Source organism: Halococcus salifodinae DSM 8989 (genome assembly GCF_000336935.1).
Taxonomy (GTDB): Archaea; Halobacteriota; Halobacteria; order Halobacteriales; family Halococcaceae; genus Halococcus; species Halococcus salifodinae.
Genome location: NZ_AOME01000013.1, coordinates 167,350 through 188,752 on the forward strand (window position 1 = coordinate 167,350; position 21,403 = coordinate 188,752).

Annotated in this window: 23 protein-coding genes, 1 tRNA gene and 1 pseudogene; 12 read left to right on the plus strand and 13 right to left on the minus strand. The window is 63.9% G+C overall.

All coding sequences use genetic code 11. The features are described 5' to 3' along the window. Positions 1-24: 24 nt before the first annotated feature. The gene (locus C450_RS02150) at positions 25-891 is read left to right on the plus strand and encodes a fumarylacetoacetate hydrolase family protein (RefSeq protein WP_005039431.1); all 867 of its coding nucleotides are present in this window, start codon (positions 25-27) and stop codon (positions 889-891) included. Positions 892-918: 27 nt separating this feature from the next. On the opposite strand, the gene rpiA is transcribed toward C450_RS02150, so the two are convergent. Together rpiA and C450_RS02160 are read right to left on the minus strand one after the other, a co-directional pair. After that, positions 919-1,794, minus strand: a complete 876-nt coding sequence (gene rpiA, locus C450_RS02155) for a ribose-5-phosphate isomerase RpiA (protein ID WP_005039434.1) — start codon at positions 1,792-1,794, stop codon at positions 919-921. 15 nt (positions 1,795-1,809) lie between these two features. Then, positions 1,810-2,853 carry an NADP-dependent phosphogluconate dehydrogenase gene (locus C450_RS02160; RefSeq protein WP_005039438.1) on the minus strand — a complete coding sequence of 348 codons (1,044 nt, stop codon included), beginning with the start codon at positions 2,851-2,853 and terminating at the stop codon, positions 1,810-1,812. A 567-nt stretch (positions 2,854-3,420) separates the two neighbouring features. Between C450_RS02160 and C450_RS02165 the strand changes: the two genes are divergently transcribed. Continuing rightward, on the plus strand, positions 3,421-3,756 hold the full coding sequence (locus tag C450_RS02165; RefSeq protein ID WP_005039440.1) for a HalOD1 output domain-containing protein: 336 nt from the start codon (positions 3,421-3,423) through the stop codon (positions 3,754-3,756). 156 nt (positions 3,757-3,912) lie between these two features. Beyond that, the gene (locus tag C450_RS02170) at positions 3,913-4,977 is read left to right on the plus strand and encodes an AI-2E family transporter (protein ID WP_005039442.1); all 1,065 of its coding nucleotides are present in this window, start codon (positions 3,913-3,915) and stop codon (positions 4,975-4,977) included. Between the two features lie 27 nt (positions 4,978-5,004). On the opposite strand, the gene C450_RS02175 is transcribed toward C450_RS02170, so the two are convergent. From C450_RS02175 to C450_RS02190, 4 genes are all read right to left on the minus strand, one after another. Next, a complete protein-coding gene (locus C450_RS02175; protein ID WP_005039445.1) occupies positions 5,005-5,640 on the minus strand; it encodes a TetR/AcrR family transcriptional regulator in 636 nt (211 codons plus the stop codon). A 64-nt stretch (positions 5,641-5,704) separates the two neighbouring features. After that, positions 5,705-6,508 carry an ABC transporter permease subunit gene (locus tag C450_RS02180; RefSeq protein WP_005039447.1) on the minus strand — a complete coding sequence of 268 codons (804 nt, stop codon included), beginning with the start codon at positions 6,506-6,508 and terminating at the stop codon, positions 5,705-5,707. Further along, a complete protein-coding gene (locus tag C450_RS02185; protein WP_005039450.1) occupies positions 6,505-7,290 on the minus strand; it encodes an ABC transporter permease in 786 nt (261 codons plus the stop codon). The genes C450_RS02180 and C450_RS02185 overlap by 4 nt, the downstream gene beginning before the upstream one ends. Next, complete coding sequence (locus C450_RS02190; protein ID WP_005039454.1) at positions 7,283-8,395, minus strand: ABC transporter ATP-binding protein; 1,113 nt, start codon at positions 8,393-8,395, stop codon at positions 7,283-7,285. The genes C450_RS02185 and C450_RS02190 overlap by 8 nt, the downstream gene beginning before the upstream one ends. Before the next feature lie 165 nt (positions 8,396-8,560). Between C450_RS02190 and C450_RS02195 the strand changes: the two genes are divergently transcribed. Beyond that, positions 8,561-8,872 (plus strand): hypothetical protein, encoded by a 312-nt coding sequence (locus C450_RS02195; protein ID WP_080510247.1) that lies wholly within the window; start codon positions 8,561-8,563, stop codon positions 8,870-8,872. 68 nt (positions 8,873-8,940) lie between these two features. On the opposite strand, the gene C450_RS02200 is transcribed toward C450_RS02195, so the two are convergent. Together C450_RS02200 and C450_RS02205 are read right to left on the minus strand one after the other, a co-directional pair. Then, the gene (locus C450_RS02200; RefSeq protein WP_005039459.1) at positions 8,941-9,540 is read right to left on the minus strand and encodes a TetR/AcrR family transcriptional regulator; all 600 of its coding nucleotides are present in this window, start codon (positions 9,538-9,540) and stop codon (positions 8,941-8,943) included. Between the two features lie 40 nt (positions 9,541-9,580). Then, positions 9,581-9,982 carry a zinc ribbon domain-containing protein gene (locus C450_RS02205; protein WP_005039462.1) on the minus strand — a complete coding sequence of 134 codons (402 nt, stop codon included), beginning with the start codon at positions 9,980-9,982 and terminating at the stop codon, positions 9,581-9,583. A 136-nt stretch (positions 9,983-10,118) separates the two neighbouring features. Here C450_RS02205 and C450_RS02210 point away from each other — a divergent pair, with 136 nt between their 5' ends. The 3 genes from C450_RS02210 to C450_RS02220 all read left to right on the plus strand — a co-directional run bounded on the left by C450_RS02210 (position 10,119) and on the right by C450_RS02220 (position 13,651). Next, complete coding sequence (locus C450_RS02210; protein ID WP_005039464.1) at positions 10,119-11,126, plus strand: daunorubicin resistance protein DrrA family ABC transporter ATP-binding protein; 1,008 nt, start codon at positions 10,119-10,121, stop codon at positions 11,124-11,126. After that, positions 11,123-11,893, plus strand: coding sequence for an ABC transporter permease (locus C450_RS02215; protein WP_005039466.1), 771 nt, complete (start codon positions 11,123-11,125; stop codon positions 11,891-11,893). The genes C450_RS02210 and C450_RS02215 overlap by 4 nt, the downstream gene beginning before the upstream one ends. A 1,020-nt stretch (positions 11,894-12,913) precedes the next feature. After that, positions 12,914-13,651, plus strand: a complete 738-nt coding sequence (locus C450_RS02220; RefSeq protein ID WP_005039469.1) for a fumarylacetoacetate hydrolase family protein — start codon at positions 12,914-12,916, stop codon at positions 13,649-13,651. A 97-nt stretch (positions 13,652-13,748) separates the two neighbouring features. Here the strand turns inward: C450_RS02220 and C450_RS22795 are convergent. Together C450_RS22795 and C450_RS02225 are read right to left on the minus strand one after the other, a co-directional pair. Beyond that, a pseudogene (locus tag C450_RS22795) lies at positions 13,749-13,941 on the minus strand (malate synthase); the annotation flags it as partial. A 27-nt stretch (positions 13,942-13,968) separates the two neighbouring features. After that, positions 13,969-14,265, minus strand: coding sequence for a thiamine pyrophosphate-binding protein (locus C450_RS02225; protein ID WP_241430240.1), 297 nt, complete (start codon positions 14,263-14,265; stop codon positions 13,969-13,971). A gap of 137 nt (positions 14,266-14,402) precedes the next feature. Between C450_RS02225 and ddh the strand changes: the two genes are divergently transcribed. After that, on the plus strand, positions 14,403-15,341 hold the full coding sequence (gene ddh, locus C450_RS02230) for a D-2-hydroxyacid dehydrogenase (protein ID WP_005039472.1): 939 nt from the start codon (positions 14,403-14,405) through the stop codon (positions 15,339-15,341). 96 nt (positions 15,342-15,437) lie between these two features. Here ddh and C450_RS02235 read toward each other — a convergent pair whose 3' ends face one another. Further along, a complete protein-coding gene (locus tag C450_RS02235; protein ID WP_193790495.1) occupies positions 15,438-15,734 on the minus strand; it encodes an IclR family transcriptional regulator domain-containing protein in 297 nt (98 codons plus the stop codon). Between the two features lie 768 nt (positions 15,735-16,502). On the opposite strand from C450_RS02235, the gene C450_RS02240 reads away from it, so the two are divergent. The 3 genes from C450_RS02240 to tenA all read left to right on the plus strand — a co-directional run bounded on the left by C450_RS02240 (position 16,503) and on the right by tenA (position 19,247). Continuing rightward, positions 16,503-17,849: an NRAMP family divalent metal transporter gene (locus C450_RS02240; protein WP_005039479.1), complete on the plus strand. Its 1,347-nt coding sequence runs from the start codon at positions 16,503-16,505 to the stop codon at positions 17,847-17,849. A gap of 1 nt (position 17,850) precedes the next feature. Beyond that, positions 17,851-18,402, plus strand: coding sequence for a hypothetical protein (locus tag C450_RS02245; RefSeq protein ID WP_005039482.1), 552 nt, complete (start codon positions 17,851-17,853; stop codon positions 18,400-18,402). A gap of 161 nt (positions 18,403-18,563) precedes the next feature. Next, positions 18,564-19,247: a thiaminase II gene (tenA, locus tag C450_RS02250; RefSeq protein WP_005039483.1), complete on the plus strand. Its 684-nt coding sequence runs from the start codon at positions 18,564-18,566 to the stop codon at positions 19,245-19,247. A 568-nt stretch (positions 19,248-19,815) separates the two neighbouring features. On the opposite strand, the gene C450_RS02255 is transcribed toward tenA, so the two are convergent. Together C450_RS02255 and C450_RS02260 are read right to left on the minus strand one after the other, a co-directional pair. Further along, positions 19,816-19,887 (minus strand) — tRNA-Thr (locus C450_RS02255). Positions 19,888-19,930: 43 nt separating this feature from the next. Beyond that, positions 19,931-20,626 carry a DUF7114 family protein gene (locus C450_RS02260; RefSeq protein WP_005039485.1) on the minus strand — a complete coding sequence of 232 codons (696 nt, stop codon included), beginning with the start codon at positions 20,624-20,626 and terminating at the stop codon, positions 19,931-19,933. Positions 20,627-20,685: 59 nt separating this feature from the next. Between C450_RS02260 and C450_RS02265 the strand changes: the two genes are divergently transcribed. Continuing rightward, positions 20,686-21,378 carry an enoyl-CoA hydratase/isomerase family protein gene (locus tag C450_RS02265; RefSeq protein WP_005039487.1) on the plus strand — a complete coding sequence of 231 codons (693 nt, stop codon included), beginning with the start codon at positions 20,686-20,688 and terminating at the stop codon, positions 21,376-21,378. Positions 21,379-21,403 lie beyond the last annotated feature (25 nt).

The following is a 21,403-nucleotide window of genomic DNA, read 5'->3' on the forward strand; positions in this document are numbered from 1 at the left end:
GTGCGGGGAGGTCGTACCGCCGGCATGCGCTACTACCGCGTGGCGACCGACCAAGGCACGAAGCTCGTCGCCCGCGACGACGAGAAGGCCTACGACCTCACCGGGGCGCGCGACGGACTCCGCGACTTTTGCGACCTCGCTCAGGTCGCGGACGTCGTCGACACCGACGTCGACGGCGTGACCGAGCGCCTGACCGCCGACGCGCCGCTGCTCGACGCCGAATCGGTGGCCGAGCGGGCGACCCTGCCGGCGATCCCGGGCGAAGTCTGGGCCGCCGGCGTCACCTACGAGGTAAGCAGCGACGCCCGCGAAGAGGAGAGCGGCCGCGGCGAGATCTACCAGGGCGTCTTCGAAGGCGACCGCCCGGAGGTCTTCTTCAAAGCCACTCCCTCACGGACTGTGGGCCCTGGCGAGGGTGTCGGGATCCGCGAGGACTCCGAGTGGGACGTGCCCGAACCCGAACTCGGCGTCGTGGTCTACCGCGACGAGATCGTGGGCTACACCGTCGGCAACGACATGAGCAGTCGGTCGATCGAGGGCGAGAACCCGCTGTACCTCCCCCAGGCCAAAGTCTACGACCGGTGCTGTGCCATCGGCCCCTGCATCGCGTCGCCCGAAACCGTCGGCGATCCTCGGGATCTGGAGCTCTCGATGACGATCGAGCGCGACGGCGAGACGCTGTTCGACGACAGCACGTCGACTTCACGGATGGTGCGCTCGCCCGAGGAGCTCGTCTCGTACACGACTCGCCACAATCCGCTGCCCGAGCTCGCGGTGGTTCTCACCGGGACCTCGCTGGTGCCCGAGGAGTTCACGCTCGAAGCGGATGATCAGGTTGCGATCGGAATCGAGAACGTCGGACAGCTCGAAAATACCGTTATCGAGGTCTGAAACGACGTAGACCGGAATCGGCCGTCCTCAAAACGTGATCGTGTCGACATCGTCCCCGGTCCCAAGATAGACCGCATCGACCATGTCAAGGAAGATGCCGTGGTCGAGGACGCCGGGGATCGCGTCGAGTTCCTGCGCCGTGCCCGCCGCATCGTCGAGCCCGCCAAAGTCACAGTCGAGCACGAGGTTGCCGTTCGCGGTGAACACCGGCCCGTCCTTGCGTTCGGCCATCCGAAGGTCGGGCTCGCCGCCGGCCTCGCGCACCCACTCGGCGACGACCTCGCGGGCGTCGGGCATCACTTCCACAGGAACGGGGTAGTCGAGCGGGTCGGTCGCCTTCTCCTCGTCAGTGGTGATGACCAGCTCGTCGGCCATCGCGTCGATCACCTTCTCGCGGGCGTGTGCGCCGCCGCCGCCCTTGATGACGGTAGGCTCGTTCTCCGAGTACTGGTCCGCGCCGTCGACCGTGATGTCGAGCTCGGTGACTGCGTCGAGCGTGACGAGCGGGATCGCGGCCTCCTTCGCGAGCTCGTGGGACTGAAGCGAGGTCGCCACGCCGCGGACGTCCTCCAACTCTCCCTCGCGGAGCAGCCGACCGATCTCGGCGACCGTCCACGCCGTCGTGCTCCCGGTCCCGAGCCCGACGTCCATCCCGTCCTCGATGAGTTCTTGCGCTGCGCGCTCGCCCGCCCGTCGTCGGCGCTCGTCGAAAACGCCCTCTGCGCCGCTCTTGATCCGGTTCGGCGACGGGACCACTTCGATATGCTCGCGGATCGCTGCGTCGTCGAGGTCGAGCCCGTGGTCGTCGAGCGCCGCGCGGGCCTGCTCGATCGCCTCGTCTTCGGTTTCCGCCCATTCACGGATCTGCTCGTCGTCGGCCGTGTAGGTGAACTCTTTTGCCATCGTTCGTATCTCCGCTTATCCGTCGTCGGATCGATCGACCGGCCGGAGCGGGTCCATCTCCTCCTCGTCACGGAGTTCGTGGCGGACGTCGTTTCGGACCCGACCGGTGAACCGTTCCTCCCTGATGTGTTCGTCCTCGCCGAAGGGGTGTTCGCCGAACCCGTGTCGCATCAGCGCGACTGCCCGCGGGGCGTGGCGCTGGTTGCCCCGTGATTTGAACAGCTCCATCACCGACTGGCTGATGACCGGGATCGGCGTCTCGCCCTTGAACGCCTCCTGAACCAGCCAGTTGACTTCCCCAGTGTCCTCGATGTAGTGGGGGATCTCCTCGAACTCGGGGGCGTCCGATTGCTGGTCCTCGTGGCGGAGGCCCTTCTCCATGAGTTCGACCAGCCAGCTCTCGATGACCGCGCCGTTCGACCAGTTGTGGAACACGTCGGCCATGTCGACGTCGAAGTCACCGGCTTCGAGGAGTTCGACCCCCTCCGCGATCGACTGGAGCATCCCGAACTCGATCCCGTTGTGGACGAGCTTCACGAAGTGTCCACTCCCTGGCGGTCCCACGTGCAGGAGACCGCCGTCGACCGACAGCGTGTCGAGATAGGGCTCGGCGATCTCGAATCCTTCTTCCTTTCCGCCGACCATGAAACAGGCCCCCTCGCTCGCACGCGGTGGTCCGCCGCTGGTCCCTGTATCGAGGTAGTAGACACCCTCCTCCCATGCGCGCTCCTCGCGGCGCATCGAGTCGCGCCAGAAGGAGTTGCCGCCGTCCATCACGACGTCGCCCTCGTCGAGATGATCGAGTAGAGCATCGAGTTCGTCGTCGATCAGGCCACCGGCGGGCAGCGAGAGGTAGATCACGCGTGGTGGGTCGAGCTCCTCGACCAGCGTGTCGTACTCGCCGGCATCGTGGACCTCGACCCCCGTATCGTCGAGGTCGGGCCGATCGGCCGTGTCGAACCCGACAACTCGGATGTCTTTTCCGATAGCCTGGCGCGCGAGGTTGCCCCCGATCTTGCCCAGTCCAACGATGGCGAGTTCGCGGTTGTCTCCTGACATGGCTCGAAATCTCCGTCGTCCGGCGGTTCGCCGATCCTCCGTGGCACGGCAACCGCCCCGTGAACGTCGCGTCCGAACCAATCTCCCACGGCGATTCACATAGGCGTGTTGCCTGCGCCACCGAATCGAAGGGAGCATCGAGTGTACGGGCGTCACGACCCGATCGACAGCGATAGCCCCGATACAAGGACGAACGACGGCACAAGACTTATGCTGACGAAACGTTTAGTCAGGGCCGGGGTGCGATGCCGCTTCATCCCACCATCGGGGGAGTACAAACCAACCGTTGCGTGGCATCACCGCACGGTTTTGACCTGGTTAGCAGCCTTCCCCCGTCGGCCCATTCTACGGCACGTGATCGGAAGAGCGATCTGTGGAGAGCCACCGGAACGATACCGTCGACGACTCGTCGATCCCGCTCGTCGACGGTTCGATCGCCGTGTGGGCACTACAATGGCCGAATCCCGGCAACTCCTTCGACTGAAGGAGGCAGAAGATTGATATTGAATGAATGGTTAGTCAGAATGTCGAGCGGCGATCCCATATGGCGCTCGGCGGAGTACACGAATGAGCAACCACGAGGCTAAAGCGACCGAAACACGATGGAACGGACAGTATATCGGCCGTCACTACTGGGACGAAGCGGGCTCGCTTCGCGAGTCCATCGTCGAGGCGGTCGCGACGGCGACCGGCACGAACACGACAGCCGTCGCCGCCGACTACGGCGAGGATCACTCACGAACCGTCGAACGACTCTTCGGTGGAACCACGGACGAAGAGCCCCGGTCGTACGGGGTGATTCGGTTCACGCTCGCCGGATCGACCGTCACGGTGCACAGCGACGGTCGGCTCGTCGTCGAGTCAACGGACGGGGCTGCGACGCGACGACCGGCCGTCGGGTGAGGATCGCTCCGGTGTAGACCGCGGCCCCGGCGTCAGAGAGTCGATCCGTCGCCATGCAGTTGCGGGTGAGACGAATCCGACGATCGCGCCGGGGCGGCTCGGATCACGGGTGAAGCGGCACCGGCGCTTATGAGTGCGCCACGCGTTCGCAGGGATATGTCCATCGAACGAAGTCTGCTCCTCGCCGCGATCGCCCTCTTCGGCGCGGTCGCCGTCCTCATGGTGCTGCCCTACGAGCAGTATCTGCTGCTCGCGATCCTGCTCGCCTACCTGCTCTACCCGCTCCAATGTCGCCTCCGGGAGTACGTCGGGAGTCGGGGGTCGGCAGGACTACTCATCGTCGGATCGTTTCTCGCCGTGATCGTTCCGCTCGGGGTGCTCGTCGGTGTCGGCGTCCGACAGGCGTCCACGATTCTCGTTGCGATCGAGCGCGGCGAGTTCAGCGTCGGGGCGATCGAGAGCCGCTTGAGCGAGCAGACCGGCATCCCGATGAACATCGATCGGATCCTGACGGAGTGGAACCTCGATCCATCCGCGCTGCTCGGCGGTTCCGGCGGGGACGGCGCAACAGCGCTTCTCGGTAATGTCAGCCAGGTGCTCGGCAACGTCGTGAGCGTCATCGGCAGTCTCTCGAACATCGCGATCGGCATCACTGTCCTCCTGTTCGTGCTCTACTACCTGCTCGCGGACGGCCCGGCACTCGCGGCGTGGCTCCGGGCCGTCTCGCCGGTCAGAGAGACGACGATCGACCGGCTCTACGAGCGGAGCGATCGGCTGATGTGGGCGGTCGTGTTCGGCAACATCCTCGTCGCCGTCGTCCAGGGCGTGCTCCTCGGGATCGGGTTCGCCGTCCTCGGCGTGCCGAACGCGATCTTCTGGACGATCACGACCACCGTGCTGGCGCTGTTGCCGATCATCGGCGCGTCGGTCGTCTGGCTCCCCGCTGCCGGCTATCTCGTGCTCGTCGACCGCCCGGTGATCGCGGTGGCGCTGTTCGTCTACGGCGCGCTGGTCGTGAGTCTCTCGGACAACTACCTCCGGCCGATGATCGGCGGGCGCGAGGCGCGGCTCAACCCCGGCCTGTTCGTCGTTGGCCTCTTCGGCGGCCTCGCGGTGTTCGGCTTCATGGGACTGTTCTTCGGACCGGTCGTCCTCGGCCTGCTCAAGGTGCTCGTCGAGGTGTTCGCGGAGTACCGACCGCCGGCCCGTTCGGCGATGTGACGTCGTCGCCACGACATCGCCGATGGCTCAGTCGTGCGTTCGGTCGTGTGGGTCGTCTTCCCGGCCCATAGTATCGGTGAGTCCGGCAGCGATCGTCTCGATCATCGTGTCGCGGATCGCGGGGTAGCGGTCCTCGCCGATCTCCTCGCGGTACGGCGCGAGGGTCACCGCCGCCTCGATGGTGCCGGCGATCGCTTCGGGATCGCCATCTCGAATCGTCCCCTCGGCCTGCCACGCTTCGACGTACGGCAGGAGGTAGCCGAGTTCGCGGTCGATCTGTTCGGCCAGTTCCTCGTCGGAGTAGAGGCGCGTCAGCCGCTCGTAGTCGTCGCCGGTGAACAGCTGTTCGACGAGCGGGTTCGTCTCCAGCTCCTCGAACGTGATCCGGAGGAACTCCTGAATAGCGCGCTCGGGATCGTCCGTCTCCTCCAACGGCGTGACGGCGCGCCCGTAGAACCGCTCGGTCTCGCGGTCGAGGACCGCGAGGTAGAGCTCGTCCTTCGAGTCGAAGAACTGATAGAACGTGCTCGGCGCGATGTCGACCTCTCCTGTGAGATCGGCGATCGTGGTCTTGTCGATCCCGTAGCGCGCGAACTGCGTCCGGCCCGCATCGAGGAGTTCTTCTCTGAGGAGATCCCGTTTTTCGTCGCTGAATCCCTTCATCTGTCAGCCATTTGTGAGTGGGGCGTGCGGTGGTTCGGTTTCGCTGCCGAGCGAGACGATCGGATCACTGGATGTCCATCCTCGCGAAGCGTACTTGACTCACGGCTATCAGTACGACCGTGGCGGCGAGCAGGATGCCCGCGCTCACGAAGTCGTAGCTCCCCTCGACGAGGATCTCGTTCGCGTCGAAGTAGTTCATCGGCGCGATGTTCGCCACCCAGCCGAAGTCGGTCGCCACGATGAACGATTCGAGCAGATACAGCGAGAAGAGCAGCCCGATGGCGGCGTTCTGGGCGGTGTCCTTGCTGTCGAGCAGGACGGAGAGGACGAGGCCGATGGCCCCACAGCACAGGAGGTAGGGAATCGAGAGCACGTGAACCATCAGAAGCTCCTCGACCGCGATCGACGCGTCGATGAACAGCGTCCCGGCGTAGATCACCGCCGGCGTGACGACGCTAGCGACGAGGATCGGCACGAGCAGCGAGAGGAACTTCTCGACGAGCACGCTGCCCCGCGAGACCGGGTTCGCGAGCAGCACGTCCATCCGGTCGGTGTCGATGTCGCCCCGGATCGACCCCGCCGCGGTGTACGCGAGATAGAGACCGAAGAACACGGCCCAGAAAAGGGTGTAGAACTCGCCGGCGAGCAGACCTTCGAGGCTCGACAGACTCTCCAAACCGAACGCCTCGATGAACGGCTGTGGCAGGTCCGTCATGACCTGCTCGAACTGAGCGCTGGCCGCGACGTCGGTCGTGATCAACGGCGTGAACGCCACGAACGCCAACGCCATCAGCGCGAATGCGGCGCTAAGTCCGATCGCACTCTTGATCCGGTGGCCCCCTTCGTATCGCAGGATGTCGAGGGTCATTGGATATCCATCCTCGTAAAGCGCCACTGACTCGCAAAGACCAGCACTGCGGCCGCAGCGAGCAGGATGGCTCCGCCCGCGAGGTCGTAGTTCCCGTTGACGAGGATCTCGGTGGGGTCGAAGTAGTTCATCGGCGCGATCACACCCAGCACCTCGTAATCGGTGCCGATGAGCAGCGTCTCGACGAGAAACGCCACGACCAGCACCCCGATCGAGGTGATCTGGGCACGGCCCTGGTCGCTGAGGAACACCGACGCCGCGAACCCGACCGCCGAACAGCACAGCAGATAGGGAACCGCCAGCGCGTGGAGCGCGAGGAGGTTCGCGACGTCGAGCGGCGTGTCGATGATCACCGACCCAGCATAGAGCACGATCGGGGTGATCACGTTGACCGCGAGGATCGGCACCAGCAGGGAGGAAAACTCCTCGACGACGAGTTTCGATCGGGAGACCGGCGCGGAAAGCAGCGTATCCATCCGGCCCGTCTCGATATCGCCAGCGACCATCGAGGCCGCGCTGTACGCGAGGTAGAGCCCGAGCACGAGCACCCAGCCGACCTGGAAGAGTTCGACTGCGAGCAGCCCCGGTAGGGTATCGATCGCCGCGAGACCGAGTCCTTCGGTGAACTGTTGGGGGAGGTTCGAGAAGATGGCTTCGAGGTCGAAGTCGGTGAACGACGGCGAGAGGGCGACGAACATCGCACCGTAGAAACTCGCCGCGACCGCGATGGTGGCCCCGAGCACGAGGCGGCGTTCGCCCTCGTAGCGCGCGACCTCAAACATCCGCCTCACCACGCCGATCCGATCGGCCGACGGTGCTCGACTCCTCGTCCGGGTCGACGTCGCCGTAAAAGCGCATGAACACGTCCTCCAGCGGGGCGTCCGCGACGTCGAGGTCGAGGATGTCGTACTCGACGAGGTGTTCGAGCAGGGCGTTGTAATCGCCCGTGTACGTGAAGCTCACCGTCGTCCCCTCGCGTCCGCCCGCAGCGGAACCCTCGCCCGCGTCGTCCTCGCCCGGTTCCTGTTCGGCGTCCGCGGGCGCTCCGTTCGTTCGGTTGCCATCGCCGTCGGATCGCTCCGCGCTCCGACGAGGATCGCGCTCACCCCCGTCGGCCGCTGTGGGACGGGAGGACTCCTCGTCACCGCTGATCGTGACGTCGTGTGCGCCGTCGATGTCGAAGGCTCCGGGTTCGATGGTGCCGGCGACGTGCGCCGAGACGCGTTTTCCCGTCCTGTCGAGCAGCGTCTCGACGTCTTCGAGTTCGACGAGCTGGCCGTTTCGGATGACGCCCACGCGGTCACAGATCTTCTGGACCTCGCTCAGGATGTGCGAGGAGAAAAAGAAGGTCACGCCCTGCTCTTGCTCCTCGCGGATGAACTCGTAGAAGCGCTCCTGCATCAGCGGATCGAGTCCTGAAGTCGGTTCGTCCATGATGACGAGATCCGGGTCGTGCATGAACGCGAGCACGACCGCGAGCTTGCGCTTGTTCCCAGTCGAATACTCGCCGATCTCGCGGTCCATCGGCGGATCGAACAGCTCCAGTAACTCCTCGCTCCGCGTATCGCCCTTGAGCGACGCCTGGTACCGGAGGAATCGCCGCCCGGTGACGCTCTCGTCGAACCCCATCTCGGCCGGGATGTAGCCGATCGACTGTTTGGCCTCGATCATCGCGCTCCGGTCGGTGACGTCGTGGCCCAACACGGTGGCGCTCCCGCCGCTCGGCGATTGAAACCCCATCAGCGTCCGGATGGTGGTCGACTTGCCCGCGCCGTTGGGACCCAGAAATCCGAACACTTCGCCCTCCCGCACGTCGAGGGTGAGATCTTCGATACCAAGGGTCTCGCCGTAGTATTTCGTCAGTTCGTTCGTCCGGATTGCAACCATATTACTCCCTCACGCCTGCTGTTACACACCACGAATACATGAATCTAACGTCGGTTTCATTTTCGTATTTTCGTGTTCACGGCCACTCGGTAACCAGCCGTCCTACCGCCCACCGACGGAACCGTTAACAACCATCGACAACATAGCTCCAAATTGGTGTTGGATGTGTACACACCTCATGGAACGAGCGAGAAAGAGCAGTCGTCCATTTCCGGGAGTGGACAGGACGGGGTGGAGGGGATGGAGGGCGTGGAGGGCGTTCGACCGTTCGAACACTACGCGTGTGCGGTCGGAAGTCTCGTCATCGCGGTCGTCCTCGGGGCGCTGCTCTACCCGCTGCTGGTGTCGCTCACGTGGTCGCTGGGGATTCTCGCCACGACGGCGATCGTGGCGACGGTCGTCCTCGTCTGGGGACTCGGATGGATCGGCCTCGAACTCCTTTGGGAGTGGCGTGCCGGGCGCTGGCAACGGCCGTAAGCGTCGCGCAGCGAAACCGCCACTCCGGCCTTAGCGACGGCCGCCGATGACTGCGCGGCGGCTGTTGGCTACTCACCAGTGAGGATTTCTGTTTCGATGAACTGTGTCAGCGCCTCGCGGGTCGCGGCCGTACTGTTGCCGGCGATGGTCGCACGCCGCAACATCGCACCGTCGATCGTCGAGGCGAGTAGCGATACCGTCGGCTCGACGTCGACCTCCCGGAAGGTGCCGTCGTCGATGCCGGCCGTGAGAACGTCCGCGAGCGTGTCCTTGATGAGACGATCGGCGCGAGTGAACTGCTCGCGGTAGGCCTCGTTCGAGAGCGCCTGGGAACGCAGTTCGAGCAGCGCGATCTGGAACTCGCGCTGTTCCGCGTCGGGCGATGCCGGCAGGAAGTTGTCGATCAGCGACCGCAGCTGGTCGTCGGGACTGTCGGTCGTATCGATCGCGTCCTCGACGGTGAACTGATCGAGCATGTACGACAGGAACTCGACGAGGATCTCGTCTTTGGTGTCGTAGTGGTAGTACAGCAGCGATTTGCTCTTTTCGAACTCGTCCGCGATCGCCTGGATCGTGAGGTCGGCGTAGCCGTGGTCACAGAGCGCCCGGTAGGTGGCCTCCATGATCGCTGCCTGCGTGCCGGTTCGATCGTCCGCGTCACTGCTCATATAGACTGAATATTCAATCAGAAACAAAAGGCTATCGTTTTCACGACCCCTCGCTGCCGAGCGGGGTTGCACACCACTGGCAGAAGTCGAGGTCGTCGTCATCCACTGGCCGACCACACGATGGACACGCCGTCGGGCCGGCTCCATCGTGGGTACGAACGCGGTGGAAGTAGTTGTTGACGACCGCGAGCTGGTATGCGTCGAGCGCGCTGAGGGTCGTCACCACGAGCAGCGGGAGGAGATCGAGCCAGACAACCTGACCACCGGAGACGAACGCTTCGAGCGCCGACGCCGGCACGAACAGGTAGCTGGTGAGCCCCGCGACCCCGAGCCAGCCGAGCGCCCGTAGCCACCGTCGGAGATACAGGTGACCCGCCCCCGTGGCGAAAACGGCGAGGAGCGCGGCGAGCCACGGACGCTTCTTTGAAAGTGATTGGGCCATACCTGACTATACATTTAGTCAGGTTTCAGTCTTTCGGCTCGGTCGTTGGATTCACGACCCGAGTGTGCATCGCTACCGAACACCGACACAACAGGTTTACATAGACTGACCGTTCAGTTAGTGCAGGAACGATTCGATGGATGCAATCCAGGTAGATGGCCTAACCAAGGAGTTCGACACGGTCACGGCGGTGGACGACCTCTCCTTTACGGTAGAACAAGGCGAGATTTTCGGACTCCTCGGCCCGAACGGCGCGGGAAAGTCGACGTTGATCAACATGTTAGTGACGCTGCTGGGACCGAGCGAGGGGGCCGCGCGGGTCAACGGCCACGACATCACCAAGGAGAGGGGGGACGTGCGCGACAGCCTCGGGATCGTCTTCCAGGAGCCCGCGATCGACGAGGAGCTGACGGGCACAGAGAACCTCGCCTTTCACGGTCGAATGTACGGCAAGCGAACGGCAGAGCGTGAGGAGCGCATCCCCGAGGTGCTCGAACTCGTCGACCTCGCCGACGTGGCGGACAACAAGGTCGCGAGCTACTCCGGCGGAATGCAGCGCCGTTTGGAGATCGGCCGCGGGCTGATGCACGAGCCCGAGGTGCTCTTTCTCGACGAGCCCACCACGGGGTTGGACGCCCGGACCCGTCGAGACACGTGGGAGTACATCCAGCGGCTCAACGAGGAGTCGGGCGTCACGATCATCATCACGACCCACTACATGGACGAGGCCGACTTCCTCTGTGAACGGGTCGCGATCATGGATCAGGGCGATATCGTCGCGATCGATTCGCCCGAGGGACTCAAGGACTCGCTGGGCGGCGACGTCGTCACGCTCGGGCTCAATGGTCCGGCAAACGAGTTCGTCGACCGTCTCGGCGACCGACCGTGGGTGCGCGAGCGCGATCGAACCGACGAGGGGATCGCCATCACGCTCGAACACGGCACCACCCGGATCGTCGACCTCGTCCGACTCGCCGACGAGACGGAAGCGACGATTTCGTCCGTGGATCTCGAGAAGCCGAGCCTCGAGAACGTCTTCCTCGCGCTCACCGGCAGCACGCTGACCGAGCGCGAGGCCGACGAACCGTCGACGGAGTCAGAGTCACGCGAGGAATCGTCGCAGGCCGCGAGGGCGAGTCGATGAAGCTGATCGATCCCCTCGGCATCTACGGGCTCTGGCTCCGCGACGTGAAGCGATTCCTGCGGACGCCCTCCCAGATCATCGGCTCGCTCGTGTTCCCGCTGATGTTCCTCGTGCTCCTCGGCTTCGGGCTCGGTGGCGAGGCGATCCCCGGCCTCCCCGAGGGCGTCGAATACCTCCAGTATCTCGTCCCAGGCATCGTCGGCTTCACGATGCTGTTCGGTGCCTCGATCGCGGGGATCTCGATCCTCTCGGATCAGGACGTCGGGTTCCTGAAGGAGATCCTCGTCGCGCCGGTGAGTCGGACCTCGATAGTTCTAGGTCGGATCGCCGGCGGGTCGACGACGGCGATCGTCCAGGCGGTGCTCATCCTCGCGATCTCGATCCCGCTCGGGTTCGAACTCGCGAGTTGGCTCTCGCTACCGCTCGCAGCGGTCTTCCTCGTGTTGATCGCGGTGACGTTCGTCGGCTTCGGCATCGCGCTCGCGTCGCAGTTCTCCGACAGCGAGGGCTTCTCGCTCATCGTTCAGTTCGTCATCTTCCCGCTGTTCATCCTCTCGGGCGCGATCGTCCCCATCGAGGGGCTGCCCGAACTGATCCAGCCACTCGCGTACATCAACCCGCTGACGTACGGCGTCGACGGGCTCCGGGCGGCACTGGTCGGGACGTCGACGTATCCCCTCGTCGTGAACTTCGGCGCGCTCGTGGCCTCGTCGGTCGTGATGGTCGGTCTCGGTGCGTATCTGTTCGAACGGGTCGAGGCGGTCTGAATCCGAAAAATAAACCATCATTCGAGAGTCGACTCGCACTCCAGCAACGGCGGCACGATGGTGTCGCCGGTGACGAACACACCCGTTCTGGGCACCGATCGCTAACCGTGTCGACGGTCGGGTTGGACGAGCGCGTGCGATGCTGTGCTATCGTTGGTCGGTTCGGGCAGAAACACCGATCAGATGTTGCCGACCCGGATAGTGACCACGCCTCAATCGAACGAAGTTTCAGTAGGGAACACAGTATAATTAGGCATGTCGAATTAGTCGATGACAGACACAGTTGGATGAGTTTTTAGTTATCACTGCTCTTGAGCTGGTCGACCGTCCTCACGTGAGTGAAAAGTCGGCTGCTATCCAGTAGAGAACGCCTGTGCGACGACATTCAGTAGCGAAGTCATTTCACGAGGTGAGCGGCCTCGACCGAGAGACAAGGCGAAGCACAGGGCCACGAGACAGATCCGACAGCACCGATAACAAACCGGGTTGGCAATAGAACCGCAACAGTTCCAACCGATCGTTAACAGAATTTTCAGTATAACCATATCTTTGGCATTTTTACATCGTGATTAGAGATGTCTATCGAAAAATGGCAAATCCCACACGCTGTTTCGGTTCTCTGTTACGCGAGACGTGGCTAGAACTGGTAGGTGCTGTATCGGAATTTATTAGTTGGAATAGATTACTCATCTGAATCCGGGGTGGAGAGCTGTCGGATCGAACGAGCCGTAGTACATCAAAACAGTCATACGGCTTAGCTGTCCCGTGCGGCCCATGGAACAACCCGAGTTCAACATCGAGGGGGAGAGGACGTTTACTGCCGAGCTGCTCGAAGACGACGACAGTGAAACCCTGAAAGGGACACTCACCGACACCGGATACCGCGGTGCTGGGGACGGCGCTTGTCGAGCTAGCTGCGGAGTAGCTCACGCGACTGGACAACAGGACCGAACAGCGTTGCTGAGTGGCTGGAAGCGCCGATTCACGAGGGCTTATTACGGTCGCACCCGGCCGTCGTGTATGCGACGAGCGCGACTACGGACGTCAGGTGGCGTCGTCAGCGGTCGGTACGAGGACGGGATCGTGACCACGCGGGACGCCGAGTACGTCGTCGGCCAAGATGGAGAGCTCACGTACCCCTGTTCGCCATCGGCGCTGTACTGTGTCGGCCGGAACTTCGCCGCAACGCTCGATCAGATGGACTACGAGCGGCCGGACGAACCCGACTTCTTCATCAAACCGCCGGCCTCGCTCGTTGGCCACGACGATCCGATATGGTATCCCGACTGGACGAACGAGCTGACGTACGCGGGTGAGCTCGTCGCCGTCATCGAGGAGGAATGCCACGACGTCGCTGCCGCGGACGTTCCGGACGTGGTCGAGGGCTACACCATCATGAACGACGTCGACGCGCTCGACCAGCAGGGTCGGACCGCCCGAAAGGCGTTCGATACGTCCGGGCCGCTCGGTCCGTGGATCGAGACGGATATCGACCCGCACGGGATCGACATGACGACGACGATCAACGGCGAGCAGCGCCAAGCCGCGAACACCGAACTGATGCTGTTCGATCCACACGAGATCGTCGCGTACCTCTCCCGACGGTTCACCCTCCGCCCTGGCGACGCGATCGCGTTCGGGAGCCCGGCGAACCCGGGCACGATCGAACCGGGCGACCGCATCGAGATCACCTACGAGGGAATCGGGACCCTCAGCAACACGGTGGCCGCATCCGAGACCGACGCGCAACCCTCATAACCATCGGCAGCCGCTGCGGATCGGGCGCTACGCGATCAGTACTCAGCGGAAACCGGAGCTTCGAAATCGTTCTCAGGATGCAGCGCGGAGTGTGGCTTCAGTTGCCGACGTCGGTGGCGCGCTCGACCACGCTCTCGCCGTAGCGGTCGGCGAGGTCGTCGTGCTGGCTGGGGGCGGTTCTCGGAGACGTCCTGAAAGAGGGTGACAGGGGTCATCGCAGCCTGGTAGGTGGCCTCGTCTCACATTCGGTCGGTGGCGATGTCGATCGCGACGTCGTCGATGACGATCGTGGTCGCGCGTTCTATCTCTCGCGATCCTCACGGGTGCCGTGGCACGCATTGAGTCGCGCAACCCACATTCTCGACCGATTTCTCCGTTCCGGGACCAGGCTGGCAGACGAACGCGGCGATGTTCTCGCCGGAGGACGCCCGCCCGATCCCGTCGGCCATGTGGAGTGCGGTCCGCCCCTGCCGGGTGATGATGGTCCGGATTTCCGCGTCCTCTGGGATTTCCGTACCGAACAGCGGGTTGCTGGGGAGCCCCACGAGGTACTCTACGTCTTCCGCTTTCAGCACGTCAGTGATTGACTCGTTGATGATTATTGTGGTACCCACCACTCAAGTGACAGTCACTCAGCCGATAGCGGCTGGCATGAGTTTGTCAGATGATCCCGGTACCCTGTGTGCGCTCCGCCGCTGAAACGCACCAACAGACTCAAATGACCCGATTCCGTTGTCTCCGCCGGAACTGCATGACCGACCGTCCCGAGTTACGACGACTCTGTGTTCACGAATCGATCGGCAACGCGATCCCAAGAGAAGGCTTCGTATCGGCGTTCGACAATTTCCCGATCCCCATCGAACTCGTCAGCGACGACGAAACGTACGACGAGGGCGACGCAGTCGCCTCGTTCGAGCCGCGTCCAGAGTTCCTCGACGCCGGCTGGGTGCACGTGATTCGTGCAGGCTACGATGCGTTCGACACCAACGCGTACGAGACCGCAAGAACTCCCCTGACGAACAGCACGGGCATTCATGGTACCACCGTCGGCGAGATCGCCGTCGGCTACATGCTCTCGCTGGCCCGCATGCTCCACATCTATCGCGATCGACAGAACGACGACGACTGGTACGAGCCGGAGTACAGCCGGCCCTTCACCGTCGAAGACGAGCGCCTGTGCGTCATCGGTCTCGGGACGCTCGGCCAGGGAATCAGCGAGCGTGCGAACGCGCTCGGGATGGACGTCGTCGGCGTCCGTCGCTCCGGGAAATCGATCCCGGGCGTCTCCGAGGTGTACCACCCCGACGATCTCCACGACGCCATTGCGGACGCCCGTTTCGTCGCGGTCGCCGTCCCGCACACCCCGTCGACCGAGGGGATGATCAGCACCGCCGAGTTCGAAGCAATGGGCGACGACGCCTATCTCGTCAACGTCGCCCGTGGGCCGATCGTCGACGAGGACGCACTCATCGACGCGCTCGACTCGGGCACGATCGCCGGTGCGGGGCTGGACGTCTTCGAGACCGAACCCCTCCCCGAGGAGTCGCCGCTGTGGGACTTCGAGGAGGTCATCATCTCGCCGCACCGTGGGTCGGCGACGAACCGCTATCACCTCGACATCGCCGAACTGGTCGCCGAGAACGTCCACCGGTATCAGGACGGCGAGTCGTTGAAGAATCGCGTCGTCTGAGCCGACGGTACTCGATCTGCACACGCTGTTACACTCTTTTCGACGAAAGTCACAGACTGACCGTCGTGCAAGCCGGTTTCGCGACATGGCAGTCCGTCACCGCTCGATGACATCGCTCACTCGTCCGTCGGAAAAGCCCGCGAGAATCACCTTGCCCAGCGCCGTTGTGTGGTGATACACTTCGCGACCGGCGTGAGTATCGAGATTCGTCGCGCGACTGCTGTCGGCTCTGTGGAGAAATATTCCACGTCCCCGTTCTTCGACCAGCAGGTTCGCCATTTCGCCGTACTCCTCGGCCGATCGCCGTATCTCCGATTTCGCCGTTTCGTCGATCCTCCGCCGTCGGCGTGCCCCTACGTCGAGGTTCAGCAGTCGGAGTCCGGTGTCGGACATATCGTTTCGCCTTCGATCACGTACCGCCCCCTCTTCGAGCGTCTTGAGGTGTTTGTAGACGCTGCTTTTGGAGATTTCCAGCCGGTTCGCGATCACGATTGGGCTCGACTGCCGAGTGGAGTGTCCAGTTCTAACAGTAGTACGTGTGTTATAGTAGGGGAACAGGAAACGGTTCACAAAACGTGAACGACAGTTGGAACTGATAACCCATATCGTAGCGAGTCAGAGTAGGTGGGTAGCGAGCACGGTGCTGGCATCGTACGGTCGAAGCAACGAACGTTCGAGAGAAGGCAGTCGCCTGTTGCTACGTTTCCGTCAGCTGTCCTCGTGTTCTCGATCACGATCAGATACGAAAGGATGTGATCGAGTCTGTGAAGCACTCAACACAAGTCCCGGGATTGCTACAAGAGAGCAGGACGTGAAACGACATCGACAGCATCCCACGGACGAGAATTCGTCGTTCGTGTCGGGCGAGGAGATGCTTGACAGGAGATGAAGACGAATGGGTGTAAAGTGGGATGATAGTTTTCCAGGTCGAGAGATTCCCAACACCCCGGAAGACATCACAGCACCCAGACACGACTGTACGTTGCATCGTGGTCGGAAACGTCCGCCAGCGAGCACCACCGAACAGCCGATCACGACAACACGCCGGACTGCATCCCCCTCTCAGTGCTCGCGCTCATCGATGTCGCAAGCGCTAATTACTGGAAGATAGCATCGAGTGATACACCGATGAACGACGACGAGTTTTCGGGGTGCGTCTGAATGGCCGCACTCGAACGCGTTCGCGGATACACCGCGGAGATCGGACCGGCGTGGCTCGCGGGGGCGATCGCCGCCGGCCCGGCGACAATGGCCAGCCTCATCGCCGGCGGGGCGGGCTTCGGCTACACCCTGCTCTGGGTCGCCGTGCTTTCGGCAGTGCTCGGCGCGCTCTCACAGTATCTCGCGATGCGGCTCGGACTGCTGACCGAGGCGGGGATCGTCTCGGTCGTCGAGGACCATCTCGGCGACGGCTGGGCGTGGCTGCTCGTCGCCGACACGGTGCTGGCCGCCGGATTGGCGCAGTTGGTCATCATGAAGACGGTTGCCGGCGTCTCCGCGACGGTCACCGGGATCGACGCCCGGATCTGGGCGGTCGTCTGGGGGCTCGTGCTCGCGATCGGACTCGCCAGTGGCGGCTATCACATCGCCGAACTCGGCGCGAAAGTGCTCGTCTCGCTCGTCGTCCTCGCCTTCGTCGCCTCGCTGTTCGTCGTTCCCATCGATCTCTCGGCGGCGGCTGGCGGGCTCGTGCCACGGATCCCCGCCGGCGTCGACGGTGCGCTCGTCGCCGCAGGGGTTCTCGGCGGCGCGGTCCACATCACGCTCGTGACGATGCAGTCGTACACGATGGCGGCACGCGGCTGGACCCGCGAGGACGCCGGTCTCGCACGTTTCGACGTCATCGTCTCGATGCTGGGTGCGTTCGGCGTCTACAGCCTCGCCATCTTCCTCGTGGCTGCGTCGGTGCTCCACGGGCCGAACGTCGCGGCCGCCGAGCTGACCGCGACCGCAGCCGCACAGGCGCTTGGCCCACTCGTCGGCGATGCTGCGAGCTGGCTGTTCCTGCTCGGGCTCTGGGGTGCAGCCATCTCGACGCTCGGCGCGAACACGGTCGTCCCGCCGTACCTCCTCGCGGACAAGCTGGGGTGGGAGCGCGACGTTGCCGATCCGCGATACCGGGCGGCCGTCGTCGTCGTCGCGCTCGCTGGCATCGCCGGCGTGTTCGTCGGCGGAGAGGTATTTCCGCTGCTCGTCCTGACGCTCGCGTTCGGGCTCGTCGGGACGCCGTTCGCGCTCGCGCTCGTCCTCTACTTGCTCAACGACCGGCAGGCGGTCCCGGAGACGAACTCGACGGCCGCCAACGTCGGCGGCGTGGTGCTCATCGGCGTGACCGCCGTCACGGCCGGTTCGTTCCTCCAAGGGCAGATCGCGAGCGGGCTGACGCCGGTCACGCTGTTCGTCCTCATCTTCGCCGCCGTTCTCGGGATCGCGACGTTGCTGTTGCTCGCGCTGTTCGTCCGCGAACGACTCGACAGCGCCAGCACAACCGTCGAATCGGCAGGCTGAGATGACTGATCTTCCGTTTCCACTCGCCGGAACGACGCTCGTGACTGGCCCATCGAACGTAGGCAAGACACGCCTGACTGCCCGTGCGCTCGACGCGTGGACCGACGAGCACGGAACGGACGGAGTCGTGGTTCTCGATTTCGCCCCCGAAGTTCGACGGGACGGCCGGCTGCTCGGTGGGTTCTTAACCCGGTTCACCGACGTGCCGGACGACGTTTGGAACGAGCGCCTCGACGCCCACGCGCCACGGACGTCCGGCGCGACGGTTTCCGAAGCGCTCGATCTCGCGGCGGCAAACGCCCGACAGTCGAAACGGATGGTCGAGTCGGCTCCCGCCGATCCGCGTGCGGTCTTCGTCAACGACGCCACTATCCCGTTTCAAGCTGATCTCCTCGATCCCGCGGTGCTGTCGACGTACTGTGATGGGGCGGAAGTGGCGGTTTGCAACGCCTTCGAGGGCGACGAACTCGGTGTCGACGACGACATCTCCCGCAACGAGCGGACCGCTCTCGACGCGCTGCGGTCGTGGGCGGATCGGGTCGTCGAGCTCTGATCGGCGGACGACATTGCGTCGTACTGTGTCGACAGGTCCGCAGTGCTGTTGCTGCTCGATCCCTCGCTGCGCCCCGAACCTTCCTTCGGATCGGGTCGCGTCGTTCGCCACCACAGTAGTATTCGATGATTATATTACCTGTGAATCCCACCGTTCAACCAATGCGCTTCAGCGACCACCTCGTCGAGACCGAGGCGGAGCTCTGGACGGCACAGAGGAACCATTCGTTCGTCCGTGAGCTGGCCGACGGAACGCTCGACGAAGCGGCGTTTCGCACGTGGCTCGAACAGGACTACCGGTATCTCCTCGACTACGCGCGCACGTTCGCCGTGCTCGGGACGAAGGCGCGCGAGGAGGCGACGATGGCCCACTGCTTCGACGTCGCGGGAACGATCGTCGCCGAGGAGATGGAGCTCCATCGGGAGTTCGCGGCCGAGTACGGGCTCACTCCCGACGATCTCGCCGCCGTCGAGAAGGCACCGACCTGCGTCGCCTACACGAACTACTTGCTGCGAACCGCCCGCGAGCGCCCGCTCGGGGTCGGTGCGGCCGCCATCTATCCCTGCGGACAGGGGTATCTCGACATCGCCGAGCACATGGCCGAACTGGCCGACGGCGAGCACCGCTACACCCCGTTCATCACGAAGTACACGAGCGATGCGTTCCGCGAATCGGTGGCCTGGATGCGCGAACTGGTGGATCGGTGTGCCGAGAACGACCCCTCACTCCACGAGGAGATGGAGACGGCGTTTCGCCGGAGCACACAGTTAGAACACGCCTTCTGGGAGATGGCCTACACCGAAGAGTCGTGGCCGCACACGCGCCAGAGTCGAGAAGACACCTGATCGCCGGGGGCTACGCCCAGCCGGATACGACGGCGCGCTACCGATGGCGAGACCGGACAGCGAGAGACAACCGACACAGAAGTGTTCGTTCGTCTTCCGATGGTACACCCACCCGTTCCGCGGTACTCGGCTGTGAGCACGAACGGATAGGTGGGTTGAATTTCTACGGTCCAAACACTTTGGTAGAAACGGTACAGATGACGTCCGCAATGAAACGAAGCGATGACAAGTAAATCGAATATAAGTGGTTAAATGTCGACGATGGACGAGATTCCCTATTGCAATGACACGAGCCACAGGAGTATGCAGAAGCGTAACAGAGACCCGAAATCGAATCTGTCTCAGATCTCGTTCATGCACTCGACACGAATGTAGTGTAATTACTTCTGTTTCGATCCGTCAATCAGAGAAGAGTTGATCCGACTAACCAGCATCTTCGTTGAGATACCACCTACCACCACTAATCTGATATGTAGAGTAGTGGTCCCGCACACATGCGCTGGGGAGTACCCAGAAAGGGCCCGTTCGACGGAGCCAGCGCTCTAACAAGAGTCTAAGAGGTCCGAAAAGCCTAGGCCGGGATTTGAACCCGGGGTCTCGTCCTTACCAAGGACGCGCTTTACCGCTAAGCTACCCAGGCAGGCACCTGTGAGTACCGCCGACCCGTGTTTATCCGTTTCGATTCACGAGTCGGGTGCAGAGGGGCGGACACCCTCGCCGGACACGGCGGGTGCGGCCGAGAACGTCCGGAGTGACTCGCGTACCGACGGCCCGAACACCGTCTCCGGGGTCGGCAGTCCATCGTCCGTCCTCGCGAGGGCGGCGACGAACTCGCGACACTCGGTCGAGGGGGGTGCGCCGACGGCCGTCGTGCCCGCGACCGCGGCGAGTTCGAACACGTCGGCTTCGAGACTGGTGTCGAGCGCTGTTTCAGCCGTCGATCGGCGGCGCGTCTGATCGCGGCCGAAGCTCCGCACCGTCTCGACGGCGGTCCCGGCGGCCTCGGTCCGTGCGAGCAGATGGAACCCACGAGCAACCAGCACGTCCGCCACGAGCACGTCGACGTTGGCTCCCGTCTCGATGTCGGGATCGAAGGTGGTGTCGGCACCGCCGCCGACAGCACCCTCCCACGGGGGATCGGTGGCGAGTTCGCGCGTCAGTCGCAGCCCCTCGTAGATGAGTTGGGTCCCGGCGGCGCGTTCGGCGACGGTATCGAACGCGACCGATTCGTCGATCGCGCGCGCACACGCGACCGCGAGGACGCCGGGCGTCATCGACCCGTCGTCGAGCACGGTCCCGACGGCGTCGCCGAACCGCTCGGGACCGACGTCGCGGACGGCCTCCCGCGCGGCACGTCGGACTTGGGAGGCTTCCTCCATCAGCCGAAAATAGCCGCGGGGAGGGCAAAGGCCTTTGGAAAGCGTACCCAGCGTCGGTCATGATCGAGACGACCATCGGGGCAGACATCACGTCCATCACCCTCGATCGGCCCCACCGACGCAACGCGCTGACGCCGGACGGACTCGATGCGCTCCAGGCCGCCGTCGAGGAGTGCGAGACGTCGGTCATCTGTCTCCACGGCGCGGGGCCCGCGTTCTGTGCCGGCGCAGATCTCGACGTCGTCGCCGACCTCGGCCGCGAAGAGGCTGCCGCGTTCGCCGAGCAAGGCCAGCGGGTCGCGAGAGCCATCGCGGAGTCGCCAGCGGTCGTGATCGCGGCGATCGACGGCGCGGCGCGCGGCGGCGGGGTTGAACTCGCACTCGCCTGCGATCTCCGGGTCGCCACCCCGGCGGCGACGTTCGCCGAGACGGGGGTGCGACTCGGGCTGTTCGGCGCGTGGGGCGGCACGGTTCGACTCCCACGGGTCGTCGGCGAAGGCAACGCGATGGATCTCGCGCTCTCGGGACGGACCGTCGACGCCGAGACGGCGCTCAGAATGGGGCTGGTTTCGCGGGTCACCGACGACCCGACCGAAGTCGCTCGTGAAGTGGCAGCGAACGATCCTGCGGCGCTCGAACGGCTGCAACCGCTGCTACGGGATCGAGGAACCGCCGCCGCCCGCGAACGCGCCGAACGCGAGGCGTTCGCGGATCTCGTCACGCGGAATGCCGACGCGCTTCGGGATCGCTGAGAGTCCTCAACCCGTTGGCTGGCCG

Coding starts and splice junctions, on each gene's coding strand:
- C450_RS02150 (WP_005039431.1), top strand. CDS start 25: ATGCGCTACTACCGCGTGGCGACCGACCAAGGCACGAAGCTCGTCGCC.
- C450_RS02220 (WP_005039469.1), top strand. CDS start 12,914: ATGCGACGAGCGCGACTACGGACGTCAGGTGGCGTCGTCAGCGGTCGG.
- rpiA (WP_005039434.1), bottom strand. CDS start 1,794: ATGGCAAAAGAGTTCACCTACACGGCCGACGACGAGCAGATCCGTGAA.
- C450_RS02235 (WP_193790495.1), bottom strand. CDS start 15,734: ATGTCCGACACCGGACTCCGACTGCTGAACCTCGACGTAGGGGCACGC.
- C450_RS02180 (WP_005039447.1), bottom strand. CDS start 6,508: ATGACCCTCGACATCCTGCGATACGAAGGGGGCCACCGGATCAAGAGT.
- C450_RS02175 (WP_005039445.1), bottom strand. CDS start 5,640: ATGAAGGGATTCAGCGACGAAAAACGGGATCTCCTCAGAGAAGAACTC.
- C450_RS02165 (WP_005039440.1), top strand. CDS start 3,421: ATGAGCAACCACGAGGCTAAAGCGACCGAAACACGATGGAACGGACAG.
- C450_RS02240 (WP_005039479.1), top strand. CDS start 16,503: ATGGCCGCACTCGAACGCGTTCGCGGATACACCGCGGAGATCGGACCG.
- C450_RS02245 (WP_005039482.1), top strand. CDS start 17,851: ATGACTGATCTTCCGTTTCCACTCGCCGGAACGACGCTCGTGACTGGC.
- tenA (WP_005039483.1), top strand. CDS start 18,564: ATGCGCTTCAGCGACCACCTCGTCGAGACCGAGGCGGAGCTCTGGACG.
- C450_RS02160 (WP_005039438.1), bottom strand. CDS start 2,853: ATGTCAGGAGACAACCGCGAACTCGCCATCGTTGGACTGGGCAAGATC.
- C450_RS02185 (WP_005039450.1), bottom strand. CDS start 7,290: ATGTTTGAGGTCGCGCGCTACGAGGGCGAACGCCGCCTCGTGCTCGGG.
- C450_RS02260 (WP_005039485.1), bottom strand. CDS start 20,626: ATGGAGGAAGCCTCCCAAGTCCGACGTGCCGCGCGGGAGGCCGTCCGC.
- C450_RS02210 (WP_005039464.1), top strand. CDS start 10,119: ATGGATGCAATCCAGGTAGATGGCCTAACCAAGGAGTTCGACACGGTC.
- C450_RS02265 (WP_005039487.1), top strand. CDS start 20,686: ATGATCGAGACGACCATCGGGGCAGACATCACGTCCATCACCCTCGAT.
- C450_RS02205 (WP_005039462.1), bottom strand. CDS start 9,982: ATGGCCCAATCACTTTCAAAGAAGCGTCCGTGGCTCGCCGCGCTCCTC.
- C450_RS02200 (WP_005039459.1), bottom strand. CDS start 9,540: ATGAGCAGTGACGCGGACGATCGAACCGGCACGCAGGCAGCGATCATG.
- C450_RS02215 (WP_005039466.1), top strand. CDS start 11,123: ATGAAGCTGATCGATCCCCTCGGCATCTACGGGCTCTGGCTCCGCGAC.
- C450_RS02170 (WP_005039442.1), top strand. CDS start 3,913: ATGTCCATCGAACGAAGTCTGCTCCTCGCCGCGATCGCCCTCTTCGGC.
- C450_RS02190 (WP_005039454.1), bottom strand. CDS start 8,395: ATGGTTGCAATCCGGACGAACGAACTGACGAAATACTACGGCGAGACC.
- ddh (WP_005039472.1), top strand. CDS start 14,403: ATGACCGACCGTCCCGAGTTACGACGACTCTGTGTTCACGAATCGATC.